Source organism: Pseudarthrobacter raffinosi (assembly GCF_023913835.1).
Lineage (GTDB): Bacteria > Actinomycetota > Actinomycetes > Actinomycetales > Micrococcaceae > Arthrobacter > Arthrobacter raffinosi.
This window is the reverse complement of sequence record NZ_JAMXBG010000005.1, coordinates 102,964-127,226: the sequence shown is the minus strand read 5'-3', so window position 1 is coordinate 127,226 and position 24,263 is coordinate 102,964. Positions and strand designations below refer to the sequence as shown.

General features: G+C 65.4%; 20 protein-coding genes, 1 tRNA gene and 1 pseudogene. 11 read left to right on the top strand and 11 right to left on the bottom strand.

Translation table 11 applies throughout. The annotated features are described in order from the left end of the window. Positions 1–17: 17 nt before the first annotated feature. A pseudogene (locus NG697_RS06815) lies at positions 18–584 on the top strand (site-specific integrase). Between the two features lie 65 nt (positions 585–649). Here NG697_RS06815 and NG697_RS06810 read toward each other — a convergent pair. Continuing rightward, positions 650–731, bottom strand: a tRNA-Tyr gene (locus tag NG697_RS06810). 182 nt (positions 732–913) lie between these two features. Then, positions 914–1,168, bottom strand: a complete 255-nt coding sequence (locus tag NG697_RS06805) for a hypothetical protein (protein ID WP_252598493.1) — start codon at positions 1,166–1,168, stop codon at positions 914–916. A 190-nt stretch (positions 1,169–1,358) separates the two neighbouring features. Between NG697_RS06805 and NG697_RS06800 the strand changes: the two genes are divergently transcribed. Next, a complete protein-coding gene (locus tag NG697_RS06800; RefSeq protein WP_104061835.1) occupies positions 1,359–1,850 on the top strand; it encodes a YajQ family cyclic di-GMP-binding protein in 492 nt (163 codons plus the stop codon). A gap of 141 nt (positions 1,851–1,991) precedes the next feature. On the opposite strand, the gene htpX is transcribed toward NG697_RS06800, so the two are convergent. Both htpX and NG697_RS06790 read right to left on the bottom strand, forming a co-directional pair. After that, on the bottom strand, positions 1,992–2,858 hold the full coding sequence (htpX, locus tag NG697_RS06795) for a zinc metalloprotease HtpX (RefSeq protein WP_252613859.1): 867 nt from the start codon (positions 2,856–2,858) through the stop codon (positions 1,992–1,994). Between the two features lie 76 nt (positions 2,859–2,934). Further along, entirely contained in the window at positions 2,935–4,206 is a 1,272-nt protein-coding gene (locus NG697_RS06790; protein WP_252608448.1) for an MFS transporter, read from the bottom strand. A gap of 78 nt (positions 4,207–4,284) precedes the next feature. Here NG697_RS06790 and NG697_RS06785 point away from each other — a divergent pair, with 78 nt between their 5' ends. The 4 genes from NG697_RS06785 (at position 4,285) to NG697_RS06770 (ending at position 7,865) form a co-directional block, all read left to right on the top strand. Next, complete coding sequence (locus NG697_RS06785) at positions 4,285–5,049, top strand: hypothetical protein (protein WP_252608446.1); 765 nt, start codon at positions 4,285–4,287, stop codon at positions 5,047–5,049. 30 nt (positions 5,050–5,079) lie between these two features. Beyond that, entirely contained in the window at positions 5,080–5,550 is a 471-nt protein-coding gene (locus NG697_RS06780; protein ID WP_252613857.1) for a Fur family transcriptional regulator, read from the top strand. A gap of 18 nt (positions 5,551–5,568) precedes the next feature. Beyond that, entirely contained in the window at positions 5,569–7,056 is a 1,488-nt protein-coding gene (locus NG697_RS06775; RefSeq protein ID WP_252608444.1) for a catalase, read from the top strand. Between the two features lie 173 nt (positions 7,057–7,229). Then, a complete protein-coding gene (locus NG697_RS06770; RefSeq protein ID WP_252608443.1) occupies positions 7,230–7,865 on the top strand; it encodes a DUF2461 domain-containing protein in 636 nt (211 codons plus the stop codon). A gap of 150 nt (positions 7,866–8,015) precedes the next feature. Here NG697_RS06770 and NG697_RS06765 read toward each other — a convergent pair whose 3' ends face one another. The 7 genes from NG697_RS06765 to NG697_RS06735 all read right to left on the bottom strand — a co-directional run bounded on the left by NG697_RS06765 (position 8,016) and on the right by NG697_RS06735 (position 16,595). Further along, positions 8,016–8,363: a hypothetical protein gene (locus NG697_RS06765; RefSeq protein ID WP_252613855.1), complete on the bottom strand. Its 348-nt coding sequence runs from the start codon at positions 8,361–8,363 to the stop codon at positions 8,016–8,018. 167 nt (positions 8,364–8,530) lie between these two features. Continuing rightward, complete coding sequence (locus NG697_RS06760; protein ID WP_252613854.1) at positions 8,531–10,111, bottom strand: APC family permease; 1,581 nt, start codon at positions 10,109–10,111, stop codon at positions 8,531–8,533. Positions 10,112–10,329: 218 nt separating this feature from the next. After that, positions 10,330–10,737 (bottom strand): DUF779 domain-containing protein, encoded by a 408-nt coding sequence (locus NG697_RS06755; protein WP_252608441.1) that lies wholly within the window; start codon positions 10,735–10,737, stop codon positions 10,330–10,332. Then, entirely contained in the window at positions 10,737–11,759 is a 1,023-nt protein-coding gene (adhP, locus tag NG697_RS06750; protein ID WP_210412322.1) for an alcohol dehydrogenase AdhP, read from the bottom strand. The genes NG697_RS06755 and adhP overlap by 1 nt, the downstream gene beginning before the upstream one ends. Before the next feature lie 128 nt (positions 11,760–11,887). After that, complete coding sequence (gene exaC / locus NG697_RS06745; RefSeq protein WP_252613853.1) at positions 11,888–13,411, bottom strand: acetaldehyde dehydrogenase ExaC; 1,524 nt, start codon at positions 13,409–13,411, stop codon at positions 11,888–11,890. 197 nt (positions 13,412–13,608) lie between these two features. Beyond that, positions 13,609–14,997, bottom strand: a complete 1,389-nt coding sequence (locus NG697_RS06740; RefSeq protein WP_252608439.1) for a helix-turn-helix domain-containing protein — start codon at positions 14,995–14,997, stop codon at positions 13,609–13,611. A gap of 143 nt (positions 14,998–15,140) precedes the next feature. After that, complete coding sequence (locus tag NG697_RS06735; protein ID WP_252613852.1) at positions 15,141–16,595, bottom strand: FAD-dependent oxidoreductase; 1,455 nt, start codon at positions 16,593–16,595, stop codon at positions 15,141–15,143. A gap of 190 nt (positions 16,596–16,785) precedes the next feature. Here NG697_RS06735 and NG697_RS06730 point away from each other — a divergent pair, with 190 nt between their 5' ends. From NG697_RS06730 to pstC, 5 genes are all read left to right on the top strand, one after another. Then, the gene (locus NG697_RS06730; RefSeq protein WP_252576241.1) at positions 16,786–17,511 is read left to right on the top strand and encodes a hypothetical protein; all 726 of its coding nucleotides are present in this window, start codon (positions 16,786–16,788) and stop codon (positions 17,509–17,511) included. Between the two features lie 162 nt (positions 17,512–17,673). Further along, the gene (locus tag NG697_RS06725; RefSeq protein WP_252613851.1) at positions 17,674–18,792 is read left to right on the top strand and encodes a hypothetical protein; all 1,119 of its coding nucleotides are present in this window, start codon (positions 17,674–17,676) and stop codon (positions 18,790–18,792) included. Between the two features lie 216 nt (positions 18,793–19,008). Next, positions 19,009–20,229, top strand: a complete 1,221-nt coding sequence (locus NG697_RS06720; protein WP_252608434.1) for a hypothetical protein — start codon at positions 19,009–19,011, stop codon at positions 20,227–20,229. 313 nt (positions 20,230–20,542) lie between these two features. Continuing rightward, the gene (locus NG697_RS06715; protein ID WP_252613850.1) at positions 20,543–23,245 is read left to right on the top strand and encodes a hypothetical protein; all 2,703 of its coding nucleotides are present in this window, start codon (positions 20,543–20,545) and stop codon (positions 23,243–23,245) included. Further along, positions 23,242–24,261 carry a phosphate ABC transporter permease subunit PstC gene (pstC, locus tag NG697_RS06710; RefSeq protein ID WP_252608431.1) on the top strand — a complete coding sequence of 340 codons (1,020 nt, stop codon included), beginning with the start codon at positions 23,242–23,244 and terminating at the stop codon, positions 24,259–24,261. Before NG697_RS06715 ends, pstC begins: the two co-directional genes overlap by 4 nt. The last annotated feature ends 2 nt before the right edge of the window (positions 24,262–24,263 follow it).

Sequence of the window (24,263 nt, the reverse complement as noted above, 5' to 3'; positions counted from 1 at the left end):
TGGCCATCCTCTCCGGTATGCGCCGCGGTGAACTGTGCGGCCTCCGCTGGCAGGACGTAGACCTTGCCGCCCGCCGCCTGGTTGTCTGTGTGCAGCTTGTACAGGTAGGCAAGGAAGTAGTGGAGGGCACAATCAAAACGGATGCCGGACAGGACCGCCTGGTCGCACTGTCAGACCGGGCCGTCGCCGCTCTTCTGACGTGGCAGTTCCAGCAGGGGCAGGAACGCGAGGCATGAGGAGACGCCTATCAGGACTCGGGCCGCGTGTTCACGTACGAGGACGGCAGCCAGCTCCGCCCGGGCTACCCGTCCAAACTCTTCGAGCTGATGGTGGAGAAGCTGGGCCTCCCGCACATGCGCTTCCATGACCTCCGCCACCTCCACGCGTCTCTAATGCTGGCCTCGGGGCAGGACATGGCCATTGTGTCCAAGACCATGGGACACAGCAACAGCCAGATCACCCGCGACCTGTACGCGCACATGGTGGGAGACGCCGCCCACAACGCCGCGGAAGGTGCGTCCTCACTGCTGCCGATGTCAAAGAAAAGCCAAGGTGTGCTCACAAGTGTGATCACCGGGAAGTAAAAAAGACCCGCCCGCACCTCCGAAGAGATACGAACGGGTCTAAATTCCCCTAGAATCCGGGGCGGTGGCAGATGAGGGATTCGAACCCCCGTAGGCGTTGCCAGCTGATTTACAGTCAGCCCCCTTTGGCCGCTCGGGTAATCTGCCGAACTTCAAAAAGAAGATCACCCCCGGCTGCAGTGTTCAGAACGTCCGTTTCCGGGCCGTTCCGCTTCCAGTAACCGCGGGCAAGACAACTTTACAGAACTTCTGCCGAAGAATCGAATCGAGGCGGTAGACCCCTGAAAACGCCGCCAGAAGCCCCGCAATTCCGCGGAAAACCCGGGGACTTAGGCGTCGCCGAGAATCCGTCCGGCCAGCTTGGCCTCGAACTTCACGGCCTGTTCCTCGGTGATCTGGTTCAGCTGGACGGCCCGCAGCAAGTCCGCGTGCACACCGTCCATGCGGGACGAGGCGTCCGGCACCGGGCTGAACACGATGGAGGCAGCGATCGCTGCTGCGGCAACTGAGGTCGCGGCGGTGGCGACGGCGCCGGCGGCTGCGGCGGTGGATCGCGTGACATAACGGACGGCGTTGTGTTGCATGGCTTTCCCTTCGACCTACTTCCAACTCGTTCAACTCTGCGCTGTCCGGCTTCGTTCCCGCAGTGCGTCCGCTGTGAGGGAACTGTGAATGCGGAACAAGCCACGGCCGGGGCATCCGTATTAGGCTGGAATGCAGAGATCCACGCCCTGCAGAGCCAATGTCAGGGCAACCACCGGCACAAGGAGAATCATGGCAGGCGAGTCAACGTTCGACGTCGTAAGCAAAGTGGACAAGCAGGAAGTGGCCAACGCGCTGAACCAGGCCCAGAAGGAACTGGTCCAGCGCTACGACTTCAAGGGCGTCGGCGCCGAGGTCGAATTCAGCGGCGAGAAGATCCTGATGAAGGCGAACTCGGAGGAACGCGTCCTGGCCGTGCTGGACGTCCTCCAGTCCAAGCTGATCCGCCGCGGCATCTCCCTGAAGTCCCTGGACACCGGCGAGCCTTACCCCTCCGGCAAGGAATTCCGCCTCGAAGCCTCCATCAAGGAAGGCATCGAGCAGGACCTGGCCAAGAAGATCAACAAGCTGATCCGCGATGAGGGCCCCAAGGGCGTCAAATCCCAGATCCAGGGCGACGAACTCCGCGTCTCGTCCAAGTCCCGCGATGACCTGCAGTCCGTCATGGCGCTGCTGAAGGACTTTGACGAGGCGGACCTGCAGTTCGTCAACTTCCGCAGCTAGCGGACCAGGCCCTCGTTTTCGAGGCGCAAAAATTCTGCCGCTGACAAAAGACGCCGGCGCTACCGGAATACGGGCAGCGCCGGCGTTTTTGCGTGTCCCGGGTGAAAGTACGACGGCGGCGCCCGGGTCGGTCAGTCAGCCTCAGTTCAGCGGCCGGCCGGCAATCCGTTCCAGCCGGGCGATCCGCTCCTTCATCGGCGGGTGGGTGGCGAATAGCTTGGTCATCGCCCCGCCGCGGAACGGGTTGGCGATCATCAGGTGCGAGGTGTTGACCAGCTTCTGCTCCTGCGGCAGCGGCGCGATCCGCACCCCCTGCTCAATCTTGCGTAGGGCTGAGGCGAGCGCCAGCGGATCGCCAGTGAGCTGCGAACCGTCCTCGTCGGCGTCGTACTCGCGGGTCCGGGAGATGGCCAGCTGGATGAGCGAGGCGGCAAACGGTGCCAAAAGGGCCATCGCCAGCATGGCCAGCGGGTTGGAGGTGCGCCGGTCGCCGCCGAAGAACAGCAGCATCTGGCCCACGGATGTGATGACGCCGGCCACCGCGGCTGCCACCGAGGACGTGAGGATGTCCCGGTTGTACACGTGCATCAGCTCGTGCCCCAGGACCCCGCGCAGCTCGCGGGCATCCAGCAGCTGCAGGATCCCTTCGGTGCAGCACACGGCGGCGTTTTTGGGATTCCGGCCGGTGGCGAACGCGTTCGGGTTCATGGTGGGTGAGAGGTAGATGCGGGGCATCGGCTGGTTGGCCCGGACGGAGAGCTCCCGGACAATCTGGTAGAGCTGTGGCGCCTGGGCCTCCGTGACGGGGTAGGCCTGCATGGAGCGGATGGCAATTTTGTCGCTGTTCCAGTAGCCGTAGGCGGTGGTGGCCACGCCGATCAGGGCCATGATCCAGATGGGCGCTGAACTGCGGGTATTGATCCCGATCAGTCCGCCCAGGCCCAGGAGCACCGCCCACAGGACGCCAAAGAGCGCCGCAGTTTTCAGGCCGTTGTAATGCTTGTGCACGTCCACTCCTCCACGTCGCCCTGACAAAGTTGACCCAACAGGTTGCCCCGCCAAGTTGCCCCAACAAGGCATGGCCCTATGGCATCGGGTCGCGGGCATCGTACTGCCGGAAGCCCGGCTGCAGCTGTGCCGCCAGCCAGGCCACCGCGATGCACAAAACCCCGCCCAGAAGCAGGACCCAGCCCTCACTGAGAATCTTAGTCCCGCCGCCTGCCAGCAGGTCACCCACGCGCGGCCCACCGACCACCACCACAATGAAGACCCCCTGGAGCCGTCCGCGCAGGTGGTCCGGCGCAGCGGCCTGCAGGATGGTGTTGCGGAAGACTGCACTGATGGAGTCTGCGATTCCGGCCAGTGCGCAGCACAAAGCCGCCGGGACCAGCCAAACTGTGGCCCCGCCGTCGTCCGTCCGTCCTGCCAGGAGCACCACCACACCGAAGCCGGCAATCGAGGCACCCCAGCCCATCACTGACCACACCACGGCACTCCCCTGCCACCGGATCTGGCCGAGCGGCCCCGAAAACAGGCCGGCCAGGAACGCGCCCACCGCGCTGGAGGCCAGCAGGATGCCCACCGTGGTTTCGCCGCCGCCGATCATCAGCGCACCGATGGCGGGCATCAGCGCGCGCGGCTGGGCCAGGATCATGGCCACGAGGTCGATGATGAAGGTCATCCGCAGGTTGGGCCGGGTGCCCAGGAACCGGAACCCCTCGATGACAGACCGGATCCCGGCCCGCCCGGCGCTTCCCGAGGGCGGCATGGACGGGAGCCTGAAGACCGCCCAGAGCACAAAAGCGAAGCTGATGAAGTCGATGGTGTACGTCCAGCCAAAGCCCACCCACGCCACCAGCACCCCCGCCAGCAGGGGTCCCACCGTCAACGCCAGCCCGAACGACATCATGCTGAGCGCGTTGGCCGCGGGAAGCAGTTCCTTGCGGATGAGCGTGGGGATGATGGCACTGCGGGCCGGCTGGTTGATGGCCTGGGCACCGCTTTGCAGCGCCACCAGGAGGTAGAGAATCCAGACGTTTCCCAGCTGCAGCCAGGACTGCAGCGCGATCAGGCCGGTAGTCAGCCACAGGACGGACGTTGCCAGGAGCGCCACCGTGCGGCGGTTGTGGGAGTCGGCGATGGAGCCGCCCAGCAGGCCGCCGAACACCAGCGGCACCAGCGCAAACACACCCAGCAGTCCCACATAGAAACTGTCCTGCGTGAGCCGGTACACCTCCAGGCTCACGGCCACCAGCGTGAGCTGGCTCCCCACGGCCGAGACGGCGGAACCCAGCCAGAGCCGGCGGAAGGCCGGGCTCTCCCGGAGCGGTGTGATATCGGCCAGCAGTTTCCCCACCCTGCAACCCTAATAGCGCATCAGTGTCCTGTTCTGTCACACGCTTGGTATCCTCAGGCGGGGGAAAGGAGTCGGCATATGCATGTTTCCAGGCGGCTGCTTTTTGCCTCGCCTTGCTGGGAGGTTGCCCGGCCCCGCACCGCCCTGAACGCCGGCCATCTCCTGATCAGGCTCACGAATCCGGCCATGGCGTTCGATCTCCGCTCCGCCACCGACTGGCTGCACTGCCACAACACTGCCCGGCAGGCCCTCGCCGAAGTGCTGGGGGCCGGCCGCTGCACCGTTATGTTTGCGCACCAGTGGCACCCCATCGGAGCGGCCATCGGCGAACCGGAAGCGGAATCCTCCACGCCCACGTTCCACGTCTTCGGGCGCTGGGACGCCGAGCCGGTCACGCCCGGCGAACAGCTGCGCCTGCCCGTTCAGCGCCGCGTGCCGGCCGCAGCGGAAGAACTTGGCGAGTACGACGGCGGCCTCCGCGCCGCCCTGCGCCGGCTGGCTGATGCGCGCCCGGCGGAGCCCGTCCCGCCGGCGGACGGCACGCTCCCGGAACTCACCGCCAGGACCCCGAAATTCAAGGCCGGCGCGCACCACACGGTGCTCGCACCGGCGTTGCCGCCGGCGCCGGGCGGTCCCGGCCTGACACCCGGCCATCTGCTGGCGCTGGCCGCCGTCGTCGAGGGCCTGGCAACCCGCCCCGGCGTGACCGGGCTGAGCTGCGTGGTGCCGGAACCCGGACCCGGCGGCCTGGAAGTCCATGCCATGGGCCGCTCGGGAGGAGAATCCCGCAACCCCATGCAGGAATTCCTGGACCTGCCGAAGGTAAGCCAAGCCTTATTGTGATCGACTCATAATAAGTGCTTCAATAGAAACATGTCGGAACACTTTGGCGGCCACGATGCATGGGCTGCCGCCCTGCGTGCCCACGGCCGCCGGGTGACCAAACAGCGGCTCGCCGTGCTGACCGCCGTCGAACATCATCCGCACTCCCCCGCGGAGAGCATCCTGGCCGCCGCGCGCACCGAACTTCCGGAGCTGACCGCGCAATCGGTATACGTGGTCCTCGGCGACCTGACCGACCTGCACATGCTGCGCCGCTTCGAGCCGCCGCATTCCCCGGCCCTGTATGAGACCCGCGTCGGTGACAACCACCACCACGCCATCTGCATCAGCTGCGGCCGCGTGGAGGACGTCGAATGCGCCGTCGGGCACGCACCCTGCCTCACCCCGCACTGGGATGAGAACTCCAAGCCGATGACCATCCAGATTGCCGACGTGATGTACCAGGGCATCTGCCAGGACTGCCAAGAGTCCCAAAAACTTCCTTCTGAACGTCCCAAGTAATCGAGAAATAGGAGAAAAATGACTGCGAACATCTCTACAACCCAGTCCGGTGCGCCCGTCACTTCCGACGCGCACGCACAGTCCGTCGGTGCCGACGGCGCCATTATCCTCACGGACCACTACCTGATCGAAAAGCTCGCCCAGTTCAACCGCGAGCGGGTGCCGGAGCGCGTAGTGCACGCCAAGGGCGGCGGCGCGTTCGGTACGTTCAAGGCCACTTCGGACATCTCCAAGTACACCAAGGCCGCGTTCCTGCAGCCGGGCGTTGAGACCGAGATGCTGATCCGTTTCTCCTCGGTTGCCGGCGAGGCCGGCTCCCCGGACACCTGGCGCGATCCCCGCGGTTTCGCCGTCAAGTTCTACACCTCCGAGGGCAACTACGACCTCGTGGGCAACAACACCCCCGTCTTCTTCATCCGCGACGGCATCAAGTTCCCGGACTTCATCCACTCCCAGAAGCGCCTCCCGGGCACGCACCTGCGCGATGCGGACATGCAGTGGGACTTCTGGACCCTGTCCCCGGAATCCGCACACCAGGTGACCTGGCTTATGGGCGACCGCGGCCTGCCGGCCTCCTGGCGTGAAATGCAGGGCTACGGCTCGCACACCTACCAGTGGATCAATGCCGAGGGCGAGCGCTTCTGGGTCAAGTACCACTTCAAGTCCAACCAGGGCGTCAAGACCATCTCCGGCGACCAGGCCGAAGAGCTGGCTGGCTCGGACGCGGACTTCTACATCCGCGACCTGCAGGACAACATCGCCGAGGGCAACTTCCCGTCCTGGGAACTGCACGTCCAGGTCATGCCGTACGAAGACGCCAAGGGCTACCGCTTCAACCCGTTCGACCTCACCAAGGTGTGGCCGCACTCGGACTACCCGCTGATCCACGTGGGCACCATGGAGCTGAACAAGAACCCGGAGAACTACTTCGCGCAGATCGAGCAGGCCACCTTCGCGCCGTCGAACTTCGTGCCGGGCATCGCCGCCTCCCCGGACAAGATGCTGCAGGCCCGTATCTTCTCCTACGCCGACGCACACCGCTACCGCGTGGGCACCAACCACGCGCAGATCCCGGTGAACCAGCCGAAGAACCAGGTCAACAACTACAGCCAGGACGGCGCCGGGCGTTACCATTTCAACGCCCCGTCCGTACCGGTTTACGCGCCGAACTCCTTCAACGGCCCGGCTGCCGTTGAGCCGGCTTCCCCGGCCGGCGGCTGGGAGAACGACGGTGAGCTCACGCTCTCCGCACACTCCCTGCACGCCGAGGACGGCGACTTCGGCCAGGCCGGCACCCTGTACCGCGAGGTGTTCGACGACGGCGCCAAGGCCCGTCTGCTGGACACCATCAGCGGTGCGGTAGGCGGCGTGAAGAACGCCGAGATCAAGGAACGCGCCATCCAGTACTGGACCAATGTGGACGCCGAACTCGGCGCCAAGCTGCGCGCCAACCTGGGTGCGGGCTCCACTGATTCCGACGCCGAGGCTGCCAACAAGATCGGCTAGTTTCTCTGCCCCCTGTGGTGCAACGTCCGCCCCGTCACGGTTTTGCGTGGCGGGGCGGTCTCGTTTCCACACAGCTCTTGTTTCCACACAGCTCTTGTTTCCACACAGCTCTTGTTTCCACATAGGAGCCTGCCGCAATGGCCGGGCTGCCCGGTGGTCCCTAGGATCACTGCATGAGTACATTCCAGGGCATCCCTGCAGGGGCATTCGCGTTCTATGCCGAACTTGAGCACAACAACAACCGGGAGTGGTGGCTGGAGCACAAGGACAGCTACAACACCCTGGTGCGGGATCCGGTCACGGCCCTGCTGGCCGAACTGGAGCCGCGGTTTGGGCCGGGCAAGATCTTCCGGCCCAACCGGGACATCAGGTTCTCCCAGGACAAATCGCCCTACAAGACTGCCCAGGGAGCGTTCGCGTCGTCCCAGGAAGGCGTGGGCTATTACGTCCAGGTGAGCGCCGACGGGCTCCTGGTGGGCGGCGGCTGCCACACCAGTACGCCGGCCCAGCTGGCCCGCTTACGAAACTCCGTGGATGCGTCCGGCACCGGCGAATCGCTGCGGCACATCGTGGAGACCGTGGCTGCCGCGGGCTTTGCCGTGGAGGGCGAAAAACTCAAGACCGTGCCGCGCGGTTTCGACAAGGACCATCCCCGGGCGGAGCTGCTGAAGCACAAGTCGCTGTCCGCCGGCATCGAACTGGGCCAGCCGGAGTGGCTGGATTCGCCGGCGGCGGTGCAGGAAATCGAGGCGCTGTGGGACAAGCTGCGGCCCTTGGTGGACTGGGTGGGCCGGCATGCGGCCCCGTGACGCCGTACTTCCTGTAGATGGGATAGCTCCCCATACGACGGGGGCACGGCCAGCAAGTCCGAGATGTAGCCTGCCACAAAAGCGTCGCCGGCCCCCACTGTGTTGATGGCGTTGACGCGGACTGATCCTGCGCGTATTCCACTCCGTCCATCACCGCGGCACAGCCTGCGGCACCGCGCTTGATGACCGCCTGGCCCGCCCCAGGGCAGCGATCCGGCCGGCAAGCTCCAGGGAGTCGTCAGACTTTCCCAACCGCGATGGCGGCTTCGTCGTCCCCGGCGAACACGATGTCTGCCTGGGCGATGACGTTCCGGAAAACGTCACAGGCTTCGTCGGCGGACCACAGCGCGGCGCGGGAGTGATGCCCGTGAGGTGCAGCAGCCGGGCGTTGGCAATCCGATCGGCCGGGGTGTCCTCCCGGGCCCGCCGGGAGCCCCGCGCTTCCGGACCGGTAGACCAGACCTTGAGCTGGTCCATGGTGCGGCGCTCTTTGATCATGAGGCCGGTGGGTGCCGACTCGTCCCGCAGGGGGAACCCGATGCCCTAAATAGGGCTTATCGGCAAAATCACAACAGAGCAAAATCGCGGACGCACGAAAGAGGCACCCGGCCACCAAAGGGTGCCCGGGTGCCTCCGTCTTGTGCGCAGTTTTGCAGCCGCCCAGCCTAGGTGCGGGTGAGTGCCTCGTCGTCGGCCGGGGCATCACTGCCGGAAAGGCGGGCGTCCGCGCCGGAGTCCGCGCCGGATTCCGTGGCGTCCACGGCGGACTTGGCCTCGGCGAACTTTTCGTTCAGGCGGGAGTGACGCTGGCCGTAGGCGAAGTAGATCACGACGCCGATGACCAGCCAGCCGGCGAAGAAGATCCACGTCTCCACGGCGAGGTTTGTCATCAGGTACAGGCACAGGACGGCGGAAACCACCGGGAGGACCTTGCCGAACGGGACGCGGAAGGACGGCTTCAGGTCCGGACGCTTTTTGCGCAGCACCAGGATGCCCAGGCTCACAACCACAAACGCCGACAGTGTGCCGATGTTGATCATTTCTTCCAGCAGGTCCACGTTGGTCAGGCCGGCCACAAGTGCTACGGCGGCGCCGCAGATGATCTGGAGGCGGACCGGCGTCGAACGCTTTTCGCTGGTCTTGGACAGCGCGCGGGGCAGCAGTCCGTCGCGGCTCATGGCCAGCACCACGCGGGACAGCCCCATCAGCAGCACCATGATGACAGTGGTGAGGCCGATCAGGGAGCCGAAGGCGATGACCTTGGCCGCGGTGGTGTTGCCGACGGCCTCGAACGCGGTGGTGAGGGTGGGAGTCTCGGCTGCCGCGAGGTCCGTGTAGGACACCATGCCGGTGAGCGCGAGGGACACCAGGATGTAGAGCAGCGTCACCACGGCCAGGCCGCCGAAGATGCCGCGAGGCAGGGTCTTCTGCGGGTTCTTGACTTCCTCCGCGGACGTGGCCACGACATCAAAGCCGATGAAGGCGAAGAACACCAGCGCCGCGCCGGCGAAGATGCCCAGCGTGCCGTACTGGGCGGGCGCGGCACCGGTGAGGAAGCCGAAGAATGATTGCTTCAGAACATCCGCGGAGCCGCCGGCGGTAGGTTCCGCGGCGGGCACGAACGGCGTGTAGTTCTCGAACTTCACGTAGGTGAAGCCCACTACGATCACAAACAGCACAACGGCGATCTTGATCAGGGTGAAGACGTTGCCCACGCGGGCGGAGAGCTTGGTGCCGAGCACCAGGAGCACGGTGAAGACGGCAACGATCAGGAACGCACCCCAGTAGAGGTCCACGCCGCCGAGAGACAGTGCTGGCGGCACGTCGGCCCCCATCAGCGCGAACACCTTGCTGAGGTAGATGCCCCAGTACTTGGCGATCACTGCCGCGGCGGTGAAAAGTTCCAGGATCAGGTTCCAGCCGATGATCCACGCCAGCAGCTCGCCCATGGTGGCGTACGTAAAGACGTAGGCCGACCCGGCAACCGGAATGGCGGTGGCAAACTCGGCGTAGCACATGATGGCCAGGGCACACGTCACGGCGGCAATGGCAAAGGACAACGTCACGGCGGGGCCGGAGAAGTTGGCCGCAGCCTTGGCGCCGACCGAGAAAATGCCGGCGCCGACAGCGACGGCGACACCCATGATCATCAGGTCCCAGCTGCTGAGCGACCGCTTGAGCTTGCGTCCGGGTTCATCGGCGTCGGCGATGGACTGCTCGATGGATTTGGTCCGGAGAAGGTTCATAAGGTTCCACAATCCTGATTTGTGTTGGAAACAGACCCATCAACGATACTCGTCCACCCACTGGACGTTCACATCTGTCCCGCATGGTGAGACTCCCTGCCCGCCCCGGTTAAGCGCGAACAGACACTTGAGGCCCTCGCCGGGAGGGCCTCAAGTGTCCGTTCGCACTGGTGTTTGGTGCTGGTGCTTTGGTGCTGGCTGCGTGTTGGACCGTACTGCTAGACCGGCCAGTCCATCAGCTTTGACCGGATCAGGAACCGCTTGCCTTCCGGCGACTCAACCGAGAACCCGCTCCCCCGGCCCTCGACCACGTCCACGGTCAGATGGGTGTGGCTCCAGTAGTTGAACTGCTCCCTGGACATCCAGAACTCGAGGGGCTGCGGCTCCAGGCCGCCGGCGATGTCGAACAGCCCCAGGAGGACGTCCGCTTCCGCGGTGATGAACTCCCCGGCCGGATAACACATAGGCGAGGACCCGTCGCAGCAGCCGCCGGACTGGTGGAACATCAGGGGCCCGTGCTGCCCCCACAACTTCCTGAGCAGTCCCAGGGCCTCGGCGGTGAGAGCCACGCGGGAGATATCCTCCCCGGGCAGCGTCACCGCCGCGTCAAGCCTCGCCTCCATCATCAGTACTTGATAACGACGCGGCCGTCGATCTTGGCGTGCTTCATCTCGTCAAGAACGGCGTTGACCTCGGAAAGCTCCCGGGTGGAGACCGTGGGGTGGATTTTGCCCTCCGCGTAGAACTCGAGGGCTTCCTCCAGGTCCTGCCGGGTTCCCACGATCGAGCCGCGGACGGTCAGGCCCTTGAGCACAATCTCGAAGATCGGTGCCGGGAAGTCGCCCGGCGGCAGGCCGTTGAACACAATCGTCCCGCCCCGGCGGGCCATGCCGATCGCCTGGCCGAAAGCAGACGGGTGTACTGCGGTGACAAGCACTCCATGACAACCTCCGGTTTCACGTTGGATAACTTCGACGGGATCTTCGTGCAGCGCGTTGACGGTCAGCTCCGCACCGTGCTTCTTGGCTAGGGCGAGTTTGTCGTCCGCGATGTCCACGGCGGCTACCCGCAGGCCCATCGCCACTGCGTACTGGACAGCAATGTGCCCGAGTCCGCCGATGCCGGAAATGGTGACCCACTGTCCGGGCCTGGCTTCGGTCATCTTCAGGCCCTTGTAGACCGTGACGCCGGCGCAAAGCACCGGTGCGACTTCAACGGGGTCCGAGCCCGCCGGGATGCGGGCGGCAAAGCGCGTGTCCACGAGCATGTACTCCCCGAAGGAGCCGTCCACACTGTAGCCGGCGTTCTTCTGTACCTCGCAGAGTGTCTCCCAGCCGGTGCGGCAGTACTGGCAGTCGCCGCAGGCGGACCAGAGCCAGGCGTTGCCGACGAGGTCGCCGACGGCGAGGTCGGTGACACCTTCGCCCAGGGCAACCACTTCGCCCACGCCTTCGTGGCCGGGGATGAACGGCGGTGTCGGCTTGACCGGCCAGTCGCCCGCTGCCGCGTGGAGGTCTGTGTGGCAGACGCCGGTGGTGATGACCTTGACCAGCGCCTCGCCCCGGCCCGGGGTGGGAATGGGGAGGGTCTGGATCTGAAGATCCTTGCCGAATTCGGTTACTACTGCTGCTTGCATTGTCGTCGTCATTGGCGAAATCCTTGCGTAGATAAAGCGATGGTGAGGTGGAGGTGGTGCTGCCTTCCTGAGGGGTGGCCAGGACGGTGCAGGCGGGGACGGACCAGTGCTGATCCGTCCCCGCCCGGGCTAAGGGCGGCTTAGAAGAAGCCGAGCTTGTTCTCGTTGTAGCTGACCAGGAGGTTCTTGGTCTGCTGGTAGTGGTCCAGCATCATGGAGTGGTTTTCACGTCCGATGCCGGAGGACTTGTACCCGCCGAACGCAGCGCCGGCCGGGTAGGCGTGGTAGTTGTTGACCCAGACGCGGCCGGCCTGGATCTCGCGGCCCGCACGGTAAGCGACGTTGCCGTTCCGCGACCAGACGCCGGCGCCAAGCCCGTAGAGGGTGTCGTTGGCGATGCCCATCGCGTCGTTGTAGTCGCTGAAGCGGGTCACGGAAACAACCGGCCCGAAGATTTCCTCCTGGAAGATCCGCATCTTGTTGTGGCCTTCGAAGATGGTCGGCTGGACGTAGTATCCGCCGGCCAGGTCTCCGGGCATGTCGGCCCGGGCGCCGCCGGTGAGCACCTTGGCGCCTTCCTGCTTGCCGATGTCGATGTAGGAGAGGATCTTTTCCAGCTGGTCGTTGGAGGCCTGGGCACCGAGCTGGGTTTCGGTGTCCAGCGGGTTGCCCTGGATGATTTTCTCCACCCGGGCCACCGCGTCAGCCATGAAGGAATCGTAGATGTCTTCCTGGACGAGGGCACGGGACGGGCAGGTGCAGACCTCGCCCTGGTTGAAGGCGAAGAGCGCGAAGCCCTCCTGTGCCTTGTCATAGAACGCGTCGTCGGACTCGGCAACATCGTTGAAGAAGATGTTCGGGCTCTTGCCGCCGAGCTCCAGGGTGACGGGGATCAGGTTCTGGCTGGCGTACTGGCTGATGAGGCGCCCGGTGGACGTCTCGCCGGTGAAGGCGATCTTGCGGATCCGCGGGCTGGACGCGAGCGGTTTGCCGGCCTCGACGCCGAAGCCGTTGACCACGTTGAGGACACCGGCGGGCAGCAGGTCACCGATGAGTTCCATCAGGACCAGAATGGACGTCGGCGTCTGCTCGGCGGGCTTGAGGACAACGGCGTTGCCGGCTGCCAGGGCCGGGGCGAGCTTCCAGACGGCCATCAGGATGGGGAAGTTCCACGGGATGATCTGGCCCACGACGCCGAGGGGCTCGTGGTAGTGGTAGGCCGTGGTGTCGTCGTCGAGCTGTGAGAGCCGGCCTTCCTGGGCGCGGACAGCGGCGGCGAAGTAGCGGAAGTGGTCCGCGGCGAGCGGGATGTCCGCGTTCAGGGTCTCCCGGATGGGCTTGCCGTTGTCCCAGGATTCGGCGACGGCGAGCATCTCGAGGTTCTCGTCGATGCGGTCGGCGATCTTGTTCAGGACCGCGGCGCGCTCGGCGACGGAGGTCTTGCCCCAGGACGGTGCGATCTTGTGGGCGGCGTCCAGGGCCAGTTCGATGTCTTCCGCGGTGCCGCGGGCCACTTCGCAGAAGACCTTGCCGGTGACGGGTGTGATGTTCTCGAAGTACTGGCCCTTGACGGGGGCAACCCACTCGCCGCCGATCCAGTTCTCGTAGCGGTCCTTGAACGTGACCTTCGAACCCTCGGTACCGGGCTGTGCGTAAACAGTCATTGCTAGCTCCTTTGCTGTGCATGAAAGGTGGCGCCTGATGGTGGCGTCCGCCGTTGGTCTCAGCGTAGGAGCGTGAAGGTTGCAGTCAGGTTGCGCGCAAGTGAGCCAGCTCACAGAACAATCAGTTTGGGCCCACGCCTGCCGGGTTCCCTGGCCGAGCTTGCGAGGTGAGGGGGCAGGTGGGGAGCGAAACCAGGTCAGGCGCTGAGTTCGGCTTCCAGCCGCTCAAGGTCCGCGACGACGGCGGCCCGCTTGGGCGAGCGCGCCGGCAGCAGCTTCAGGGCGACGGTCCGGACGTCGACGTCGTCCCTCGCCTCCGGAAGGGCCGCGTACTTGAGCAGCGTCTCGGCACTGCCGTCCGTCAGGACCGCTTCGCGCATGAGCGAGGAGACCCTGTCACGGAGGTCGATGATGCCCGGCGCTTCGGAGCGCGGCAGCACTGCGCCGCGGTAGATTTCCAGCGCAATGCGATGAGCGCCGCGCTGTAGGCAGTTCAGCACCTGGCCGCTGTCCGGGACCAGGTCCATGGTGAGTTTGTACGGCCTGGATTCGGGCACGGCGGCCGGGTTGAGCTGCTGGAGGATCTTGCGCAGCCGGACCATTTCCGCGCGGAGCGTCATGGTGGGGCCGTCGCCCGGGTAGAGCAGGACACTGAGCTCCTCGGCGCTCAGCCCGTCCGGGTGGGTGCTGAGCAAGGCGAGGATTTCACTGTGCCGGGCGGACAGTGCCACCGTTCTGCCTTCGATGCTGAGCAATGCCTGGTCGCGGCCCAGAAGCTGCAGGCTGTTGCGGTACAGGCTGCCTTCCTTGGCGCCGCCGGCTCCCCCGGCCCGGGCCGAATCCGACCTGGCCGCCGAACTGGCGTTCCGCCGTCGGGCCGGCCGGCTGGCAAGGGTGGCCGCAAGCTGCAGCCGCTCAACACGGAGCTGCGCCTGGGCGGCAGCGACAGTCGCCTCGACGAGCGACAGCGTGTGGGGCGCCACCGCGCTGGCTTTGCCCGTGATGTCCACAACGCCCAGCAGCGCACCGGAATCCGGGTCGTGGAACGGGACGGCGGTGCAGCTCCACGCGTGCACGGACCGCTGGTAATGCTCCGCCCCGGAAATCTGGATGCCGCGGCCCAGGGCAAGGGCAGTGCCGGGAGCGCTGGTGCCCACGGTGGCCTCTGACCAGTCGGCGCCCGGCACGAACATCATGCCTTCGGCACGGCGCTGCAGGGCCGGATCGCCTTCCACCCAGAGCAGCCGGCCCACCTCATCACCCACGGCAACGAGCAGGCCGCTGTCGTGGCTGGGCTGGACCAGGAGCTTGTGGATCACGGGCATAATGCTGGCCAGGGGGTGCTGCCGCCGGTATTCCTCAAGCTCGTCAGTGTCCAGGGCAAGGGGTGCTTCGGGATTGTCCGGATTGGCTTTCAATCGGGCGGACCGCTGCCAGGATTCCCGGATCAGCCTGCGCAGCCCGGGGATTTCCGGTGCGTCCGGAAACGCCTGGGCGTCGAGTTGCCCATGGGCGGCCAGGGCATGCCGCTGTGCCAGCGCAGTCGCTTCGCCGCCGGACGCCGGCGGCAGGATCAGGTTCCTCATCGAACTCCCCTCGGTCCTGCAAGTCTACTGGCCGCAGGCGCGAACCCTCCAGTGCCAGCCCCTCTTGCGCGAACGGACACTTGAGGCCCCTCTGGCTGGGGCCTCAAGTGCCCGTTCGCGCTGTTTTGGTGGGTGACGCTGGGTCAGGCGCGGGAGATGTTGATCATTTCCTCGCGTGGGACTACTTTGATGCGTTCACGCACGACGGCGGCGGTCCCGTCGGCGCCGACCTCGCCTTCTGTCCACGCGGCGCCGAGGGCTGCTTCGTGCGCGTCCAGCTTGATCCAGCCCTCCCAGGTGGTGAACTCGATGCCGCGCTCCTGCAGGAGGTCGATGATGGCCTGCGGGTCCGGGTTCTGGGCGGGTGGCAGGGTGAGCCGGTCCTCCAGCAGGAAGCCGATGGTCTCCAGGGCATCGCCCTTGGTGTGGCCGATGAGGCCGACCGGCCCGCGCTTGATCCAGCCGGTGGCGTAGATTCCGGGGACGGGGTTGCCATCGGAGTCGAGCACGCGGCCGCCCTCGTTCGGGATCACTCCGCGTTTGGCGTTGTATTCCAGCTCGTCCAGTGGCGAACCGTGGTAGCCGATGGCGCGGTACACGGCCTGGACGGGGTAGTCCACAAACTCGCCCGTGCCTTTGACGTTGCCGGTGCCATCCAGCTCCATCCGCTCAAACTTGATGCCGGCCACCCGGCCGGACCCGCCGTCGTCGGGGTCCTGGTATATCTCCACCGGGCTGTGCAGGAAGTGCAGGTGCAGGCGGCGGGAGGACGGCTCTTCCGCTTCGGCGTGCTCCTCCACAAGCCAGTTGGTCAGCGTGTTCACCATGGTCTTGATCTGGTTGTTGCTGCGGATGGCGTCATCGGAGGCTTCGTCGAACTCGAAGTCCTCCGGGTACAGGACAATGTCCACGTCCTTCATGTGGCTCAGCTCGCGCAGCTCCAGCGGCGTGAACTTGACCTGGGCCGGGCCGCGGCGGCCAAAGACGTGGACGTCGGTGACCGGGGAGTTCTTCAGGCCCTGGTAGACGTTGTCCGGGATCTCGGTGGTGAGGAGTTCATCGGGGTGCTTGACCAGCATCCGGGCCACGTCCAGCGCCACGTTGCCGTTGCCTATCACGGCGATTTCCTTGGCATCCAGCGGCCAGTCGCGGGGCACATCCGGGTGGCCGTCGTACCACGACACAAAGTCCGCGCCGCCGAACGATCCGGCCAGGTCAATGCCAGGAATGGCCAGGTCCGCGTCCTTGATGGCGCCGGTGGAGAAGATCACGGCGTCGTAGAAGGCCCGGAAGTCATGGAGGGTGAGATCGCGGCCGTACGTGACGTTGCCCAGGAAGCGGATGTCGCCCCGGTCCAGGACCTTGTGCAGCGCGTTCACGATCCCCTTGATGCGCGGGTGGTCAGGGGCCACGCCGTAGCGGATCAGGCCGTACGGGGCGGGGTAGGCCTCAAAAAGGTCGATACTGACCTCAAAATCGCCGTCCTTGACGCCGTTGGACTTGGTCAGGATATCCGCCGCGTAAACACCTGCCGGTCCCGCACCCACAATGGCAACGCGGAGTGGACGTTTGGAGGTGGTTTCGGCTTGGTTGGACACCGGGAGCCCTTCTGGAACGAGGAGATTGCGACGGAGGCGCACAGTGCAGTTGCGCACAATGTCCCATTCTAAATGTGCCCACCGCGGGACGCGGCATCGTGTGATGCCAGACGTTCAGCTGCCTGTCGCTCTTCCTTTACCCGCGCCACCCCCGCTGGCAACCATCCGGCTTGAGCCTTATCACGACCGCATGGGCGGCGTCCAGTCACAGGATCCCTGGGGAGCCATCATTTCCAATGAACGCATTTCCTTCACCTCTCTTGTTAGTCAGGCCCTTCCTGCGGCGACCCGCTGGAAGGAGCGCGAACTCGCCGTCTTCAGCGCTGGCGTTCAGCACGGCCATGTTTCCGCGCTGCCATCACTTAACGTGCGGCAACGGTTGACCAATCCCGTTGAACAGCCAACCGAAGTCCTGGCACAGCCAGTCCGCCTGCCGGCCATCCACCAACTGGTGCGCCGGATGGATCACTTCAACCAGCCACTGGTCGTCTGGCGCCTGATCTCGGGCAACCACAGGGAACTCGGCCGGGGGGTTGGCCTCTTCCCGAGCTATGCGGTGGCGGCCGCGAATGCGACGGCCGCTCAGAAGGCCGCCCAGGACCTGACCATTACCTTCGTCCAGAACCAGCAGGCCCGGGACTACGGATGGTACGTCAGCCTGCGCGGACGCCCCGTGTTGATGGCCAGCGCCTGGTACCCCACCATCCGGGACCGGGACCGCAGCGCCCTGGCGGCACTGGACCTGCTTGGCGGCGCACGCCTGCTAGAAACAGTGATCCGCCACGGACACCGGCATCTTCCGGTTGAGTTCCCGCCCGAGCTCCTGCGTGCAGGAGCTCCCGGCGTGGAACGGCTGCCCGAAGCCCCCTTGCCGGTGCTTTCACCAAACGTTCACCTGATCGCAGGTTCTTCTTAGCCAAGCAATTCGAAATGCCGGGCAGCGCCACCGCAGACTCATAGCGGCCGGCACTGTCCTGACTACTCCGGCAGCCGCAGACCGCAGCGGCAGTGCCCGCACTGCGCCGTGGCCCACCTGCACCAGCTAATCCACTCGGTACCTAAGATGGGGAATCTTGACATGAAATTGAAGTCCTTCCAGGCTGTCGGCGCTATCTGCGTCACCGCCTTGGCACTCGGCCTGATCAGCTCAGCAAGCGCGTCTGCGGAGCCCACGACGCCGGACCGCCCGCTGGCGGCCGTTGGTTCCGACACCATCCAGGACGTCTGGAACGCCCTGACCAACACAGGCCCCATCAGGACAGTGGCTTCCTACGACGCCTTTGGCCTGCCCTCGGCGATCGTGACCAAAACGGGTGTCACCGCGTTTACGCGTCCCAACGGTTCCGGTGCCGGCGTCAAGGCCCTGAGCGCCAGCCTGAACCCGCTGAACCATGTTTACAAGGACTCGGCCAACAACACCTTCACGCTGAAAAGGAACGACGTCGACATCGCCCGGTCCTCTTCCTCACCCAGCGTGGCAGGCACTGACCTGACGTTCCTGCCGTTCGCACGCGACGCGATGACCGTGGCAGTCAAGGACTCCACCAACACGCCGGTGAACCTGACCACCCAGCAGATCGCAAACATCTTCAGCTGCACGGCCGGCGACGGCGTCACCATTGACGGCACCACAGGCAAGCCCGTCATCGGAACCATGACCTTTACTCCCAAGCTGCCCCAGGCCGCTTCGGGCACCCGCGCCTTCTTCGTGAAGGCCATCGGCGTCACCCCGAACAGCACCTGCATCCCCGACATCGAGCAGAACTATCCCGAAAATAACGGTGCGGCCCTCATCAACGACGGCGACATCATCGCTTTCTCCGCCGCCCAGTGGATCGCGCAGAAGAACGGCGCCATGGCCAACACCACGGCTGCCGGTCAGGTGCTGGCGAACATCGACGGCCTGAAGGCGATCGACCCGGCCACCACGGCTCCGGCACTGGCCCCCGGAGACCTCTACGGTAACGCAGCCGTGGCACCCGCGAGCGGCAAGGGCACCTTCGCCCGGGACACCTACAACGTGGTGGCCAGCTCCACCCAGACCAGCAAGCTCATTTACAGCCTGGTCCTGAGCAATGCCGTGACCACCAACCTGAAGACGATTGGCAGCAAGGTCATCATCAACAAGTTTGGTTTCAAGACGCTCTCCTACGTGGGCGACTGGACGATGGGCAAAAAGTCGGGTTACACCAACTAACAATTCCTCCGGCCGGGTCCTGAATTCCGTTCATAAAGAATTTACTTTCAGTACCGTCTTGCTTTACTTTGCCACGCCCGCAGAATTCGACTGATGACCCAGACTGATCGGTAATTCTTCGCAGCGATTTTCGCTGGTTGGCCGGTGGATTTAATTTCCCGGCGCCGGGCAACACCGCAGCAGTAGACACGTTTATCTGAGAAAGAAGAAATGATTATGGCTAACGCCACGACAATGAAATCCCGCTGGGGCCTGAACGCCACGGCCGCCGTTGCCGGCACCGCCCTCCTGCTGGGCGGTGGAATCGCTGTTGCCAACGCGGACCTCCCGGCCGGCTCGGCAGGAACCGTCACGGCCAACCCGACGAGCGGCAACTGGAGCGCCCTGAGCCTGTCCGTGCTGAAGCTGCACAGCGACATGGTCTGCCCCACCACCGGCAACATCCTCGAGGGCGCGCTGATCTTTATGTCCGAGCCCGGGCAGGAAATCCAGCCGGCGCTGAGCAGCACCGTGGAAGCGCAGACGGTCTACCCCCTGACGCAGGATCCCCAGTACGCGATGTCCCTGAATGCCAACGGCACGATTGCTGACGACAACACGCTGGAATCCGGTTTTGTGAACAGCAGCAAGACCCCCATTGCTGACATGTCCGCCGTTGTACAGGCCAACCACACCTACAGCATTGGTTACGTCTGCACCGTCTCGAACGAGAGCGTCACCACCGCCAAGATCAACCCGGTCGCGGGCAAGTCCGTAGCCTCCTGGGCCACGCTCACCACCGACGCGTCCAAGAACTGGACCATCAGCCAGCCGGTGGTGACCACCCCGACGGCGACCGCCACGCCGACGGCCACCGAAACGGCCACTCCGTCACCGAGCGCCACGCCCACCGAAACGGAAACGGCCACCCCGACGCCGACCGCCACGGAGACCCCGTCGGCCACACCGACCGGAACCGCGACGCCCAGCAGCACGTCAGTCCCGCTGGCCACCACGGGATCCGTCAAGGAACTGACCGCCGGCGCCGAACTGGTCAGCGGCCAGAAGTTCGTGGTCAACGCTCCCGCCGGCACCTTCGTCGCTGGCGAAACGGTCATTGGCGAGATCCACTCCGAGCCGGTTGTCCTGGCCGAAACTGCGGTGGCCAACGCTGACGGTTCGGTCAGCTACACCTTCACCATTCCGGCCGACCTGCCTGCCGGAACGCACACCCTGGTCCTCAAGGGTGCAGCCGGCGCAACGTTCGAGGTCACCGGCCTGACCGTGACCGCCGGGTCCAACGCTCCCTTCCTCGCGGACACCAACTGGTTCGGCGCTGCCGCCGCCAACCCGGCAAGCACTGCGGGACTGGCTGCCATGGTCATTGGCGGACTGACGCTCATGGGTGTGGGCGGCGGGATCTACATTTCCCGGCGCCGCAAGGCCACCCGGGCCTGATTCACCAGGAATTGCCCGGATCCCGCTGGGGTCCGGGCAATTCCGCTTTCAACGCCAATTACTTTTGTTCACCTCCCGGAAATCCGTTCTTTATCAAAGCACAGCGGACCCGGGACGATTTACCGAAATAATAGTCCAGCAGCTTCCGCTGCCAACCGGCTGGACCTTCCACTGACAGGTCTGAACAATCGGCCCGCAGGTTTGATGACTGACCCGGAATAATGAAAAGAAAGAATTCATGCCGCTTCCATGGAATACCCGACAGGCCGGCGCCAGGCCCCGTCAGCAACCCGGCGCGCGGTGGGCTTCCCCTTTGGCCGCTGCGGCCGCTGTGGGCGCCCTCCTGCTGGTCTCGCTTCCGCCGAGTTCGGCAGATCCGGTCCTTCCGGGCACCGACTGGGGGCCGCGCGGCTCCATGGTCAGCGACACCTCGGCGACCGTCACGTGGGACAACACTGACAATGCCCCCGAGAGCACGGTTCACCGCGGAAACCAGCAGCAGCTGCCGCACACTGCCGGGAAGACGTACGACGACGTCGATCAGCGGCTGCGCGATTCAGCGACCCGTGCCTTCGGCCCGGGCAACGGGCTGGGCGGCCTGTCCGTGAGCGTCTCCCAGACCAGGAACCTGCAGAACCAGTCAGTGGCCGTCAGCTTCACCGGCGCGGATCCCGCCACCGGCAGCAATGGTGCCAGCACGTCCTATCTGCAGGTGTTCCAGTGCTGGGGCAAACCGGGCACGGACAACAAGCCTGACCCCGCGGCCACCGAGCCCGACCCCTCCACCTGCCAGTTCGGCGCGACCGGACTTGACGGCGATATTTCCAGCACGGCCCACCAGCGTTCACTGCTGAACGATCCCCTGGTCCGCGGCGGGGACTGGGAAGCCCAGGATCCGGCCTCCCCCACCATGCACCTTCCTGCCCCCTTCCTGGCTGTCACCGGTGAAGAAACGCGGATCACGGACGGGTTCAACCTCAGCGAATACCGCAACCCCTTCTTCAGCCGGACCAGCACGAACGAGTTCTCCCGCTTTATGTCCTCCGAACAGGGCGCAGGCTCGCGCACCTTCGAGGTCCAGAGCGGCGCAGAAGCCTCCGGAATGGGCTGCGGCTACCGCCCGGATGCACCCAGCGTGGCCAAATGCTGGCTGGTAGCCGTACCGCGGACAGCCGCGATGGACGCCATTCTGCCGGCCGGACCCCTCTCCCCCAGCCTGTGGGCGATGCGCCTGCAGGTCCCGCTCCACTTCCAGGACGTCGCGGCAGTTTGCCCCACCGATCAGGCGGCTACCCTCAGCGTGGGTTCCGAAGCCCTCAGTACGGCGATGAAGTCCTGGATTCCCGCCGTGTGCGACACGAAGAAGTTCACGCTCGGCTTCTCACCGCTGGCTGACCTGCAGGCCCGCACCCAGCTGCAGCAGCCCGACACCCTCGCTTTCATCACCCGCCCCGCCGCCGGTGACCTCAACGCCCTTTATGTGCCGACAGCGCTGGCCGGGGTGGTGGTCGCCATGACCATTGACAATGCCTGCACGGCAGCGTTCACGCAATTCACGCTGGCCGACTGCGGTTATCAGGACAAGGCAGAGTGGGAGGCCGACAAGGCACGCAGCTCGGGTCTGGTGCGTGCCCTGAAACTCAATGCCAGGCTGCTGGCCAAGCTGCTCACGCAGAGCTACGTGCAACACACTGCCCCGGCTTCCGCCATTGAGGCCCCCTTCACGAAGCCCGGCGCCACGGCCTATGGCCAGCCGATGACGTATTCCATCCAGAATGATCCGGAGTTCAGGGCCCTGAACCCGAAGGGCCTGGGTTCCTCCGGCAACCTCAGCCCACCCGTGGTGGAAGGCCTGCGCTCCGATGCCGCGTCCGCTGTCTGGGACTGGCTGCTCAACGACAAGGATTCCCGGGCCTTCCTGAACGGTTGCCCGGATCCGTCCGGCATGACCATCAACCCGTTCTATTCGACGCGGACCTACAGCGAATGCCAGGAAAAGGCCACCGAACTGGACCAGCAGGCCGCCCGGAAGGTCGCCGAGACCAAGACACCTGACGGGTTCACGTACGCCCGCCAGTCCTACCCCTCCGAAGGGGCCGCGTACCCGCAAGTCTACTGGGCGCAGAAGCAGGCCGTTATGGCCGGCGACGGTTCCATCGCCGAGCCAGCCCTGACCGTAGGCGACCAGTATTCCCGCGTCCAGGACATGGCCGCGGCGGCCCAGAACACCGTGCGCGCCCAGCCGGCATCCACCACGTCCTGGTGCGCCGACTGCAGCCCGCCCGCGTACAAATCCGTGGCGCGTCAGGGCTACGGCAGCCGCAGCGTCCTGTCCATTACGGACGCGGCCTCGGCAGCGAAGTTCCAGCTGCCCACCGCGCAGCTGTGCAACGTCAGCGGTTCGCAGTGCATTGGCGCCACCGCCAGCAGCCTGCAGGCAGCAGCCGGCCAGTTCGAACCCACCGGTACCCCCGGCGCCATGCGGCCTGCCAGCGTCCCGGACTACACCACCGCGTATCCGCTGACCCTGCCGATCTACGGCGTGGTGAACCTTGCCTCGGTCAGCCAGACCCAGGCCGCAACGTTCGCGCAGCTTTTCTCGTACATCAGCACCGAAGGCCAGAAGACCGGCTTCAGGAGCGGGATGCTGCCACCTGGCTACGCGCCACTCACACCGGCGCTCCTGCAGTTGGCCGCCGCCGGCATCCAGACCCTGCAGGGAATCCAAGGGCCACAACAAGCCGCGGCCGCCACCACCGACCTGATGCCGATGGAGTCCGTGTCCGGTGAAAACGTGGTGCCCGCAGTCCTGGCACTGGCCGCACCGGCCGCCGCCGCAGCAGAAGTCGTCCCGGCGGCAGCACCTGCGGCTGCCCCTGCGGCCGCCGCTGCGGTGCCCAGCCGGACCGCGGCCACCAGCAGCGCCTGGCCTCAGTACACGCTGGCGATCGGTCTCGTGGCAGCACTGGCAAGCGCTGCCGCCGCGCCGCTGCTGGCACGGGGACGGCGTCGATGAGCACGGTAATGCCGCGTTCCCGCGCCGATGAAGCGCAGGATACTCCCCGCACGCTGCACCAGCAGCTGGAACAACAGGACTACCTGTTCCGGACCGTCACCCGGATCGGCGGCGGGATCGTCCTGGCCATTATGGTCCTGGTGGGCCTCTTCCTGGCCGGCAACGGCGTCGGCGCCATCAGCGACGTGGGGCTGGGCAAATTCCTGACCACCCAGAACTGGGCGCCGGAAACCAACGACTTCGGCATCGCCGCTGTTCTGTGGGGCACGGTGCAGATCGCAACGGTTGCTTTGGCCGTCGCCATGCCGCTGGCCCTGGGGACAGCATTGTTCATCACCGAAGTCGCCACCGGCTGGATGCAGAAGGCGCTGACCAGCCTGATTGACCTCCTGGCCGCCGTGCCGTCGGTGGTCTTCGGCCTGTGGGGCGCCTACATGCTGCAGCCCAACGTAGTGGACTTCAGCAAGTGGCTGTCCACGTGGTTCGGCTGGATACCGTTCCTGCAGGTGGACGGCGTTGATCCGGGCAGTCCGCTGCGGGACACCGTGCCGTTCACGGCCTCCGCCTTCATCGCCGGACTGGTGGTGGCCATGATGATCGTCCCGATCCAGACCTCCATCATGACGGAGTCCTTTCGGCGCGCACCAACGGGTGAGCGTGAGGGCGCCTACGCCCTGGGCGCCACGCGGCTGGGCATGATCCGCACCGTGGTGCTGCCCTTCGGCCGCGGCGGCATCATCGGCGGCACCATGCTCGGGCTGGGACGGGCGCTCGGCGAAACCATCGCCATCTACCTGATCATCAGCCCGGTCTATGCGATCAATTTCCATGTACTGGAAAAGGGCGCCAATTCGATCGCCGCCATGATTGCCCTGAAGTACTCCGAATCCAACGAATCTGCGATGAGCGCGCTGATGGCCGCAGGACTGACGCTGTTCGTGATCACCATGCTGGTCAACATCACTGCCTCAGCCATTATGGCGAGGTCCCGGTCCGGCGCAGAAAGCGAGGGCTGACC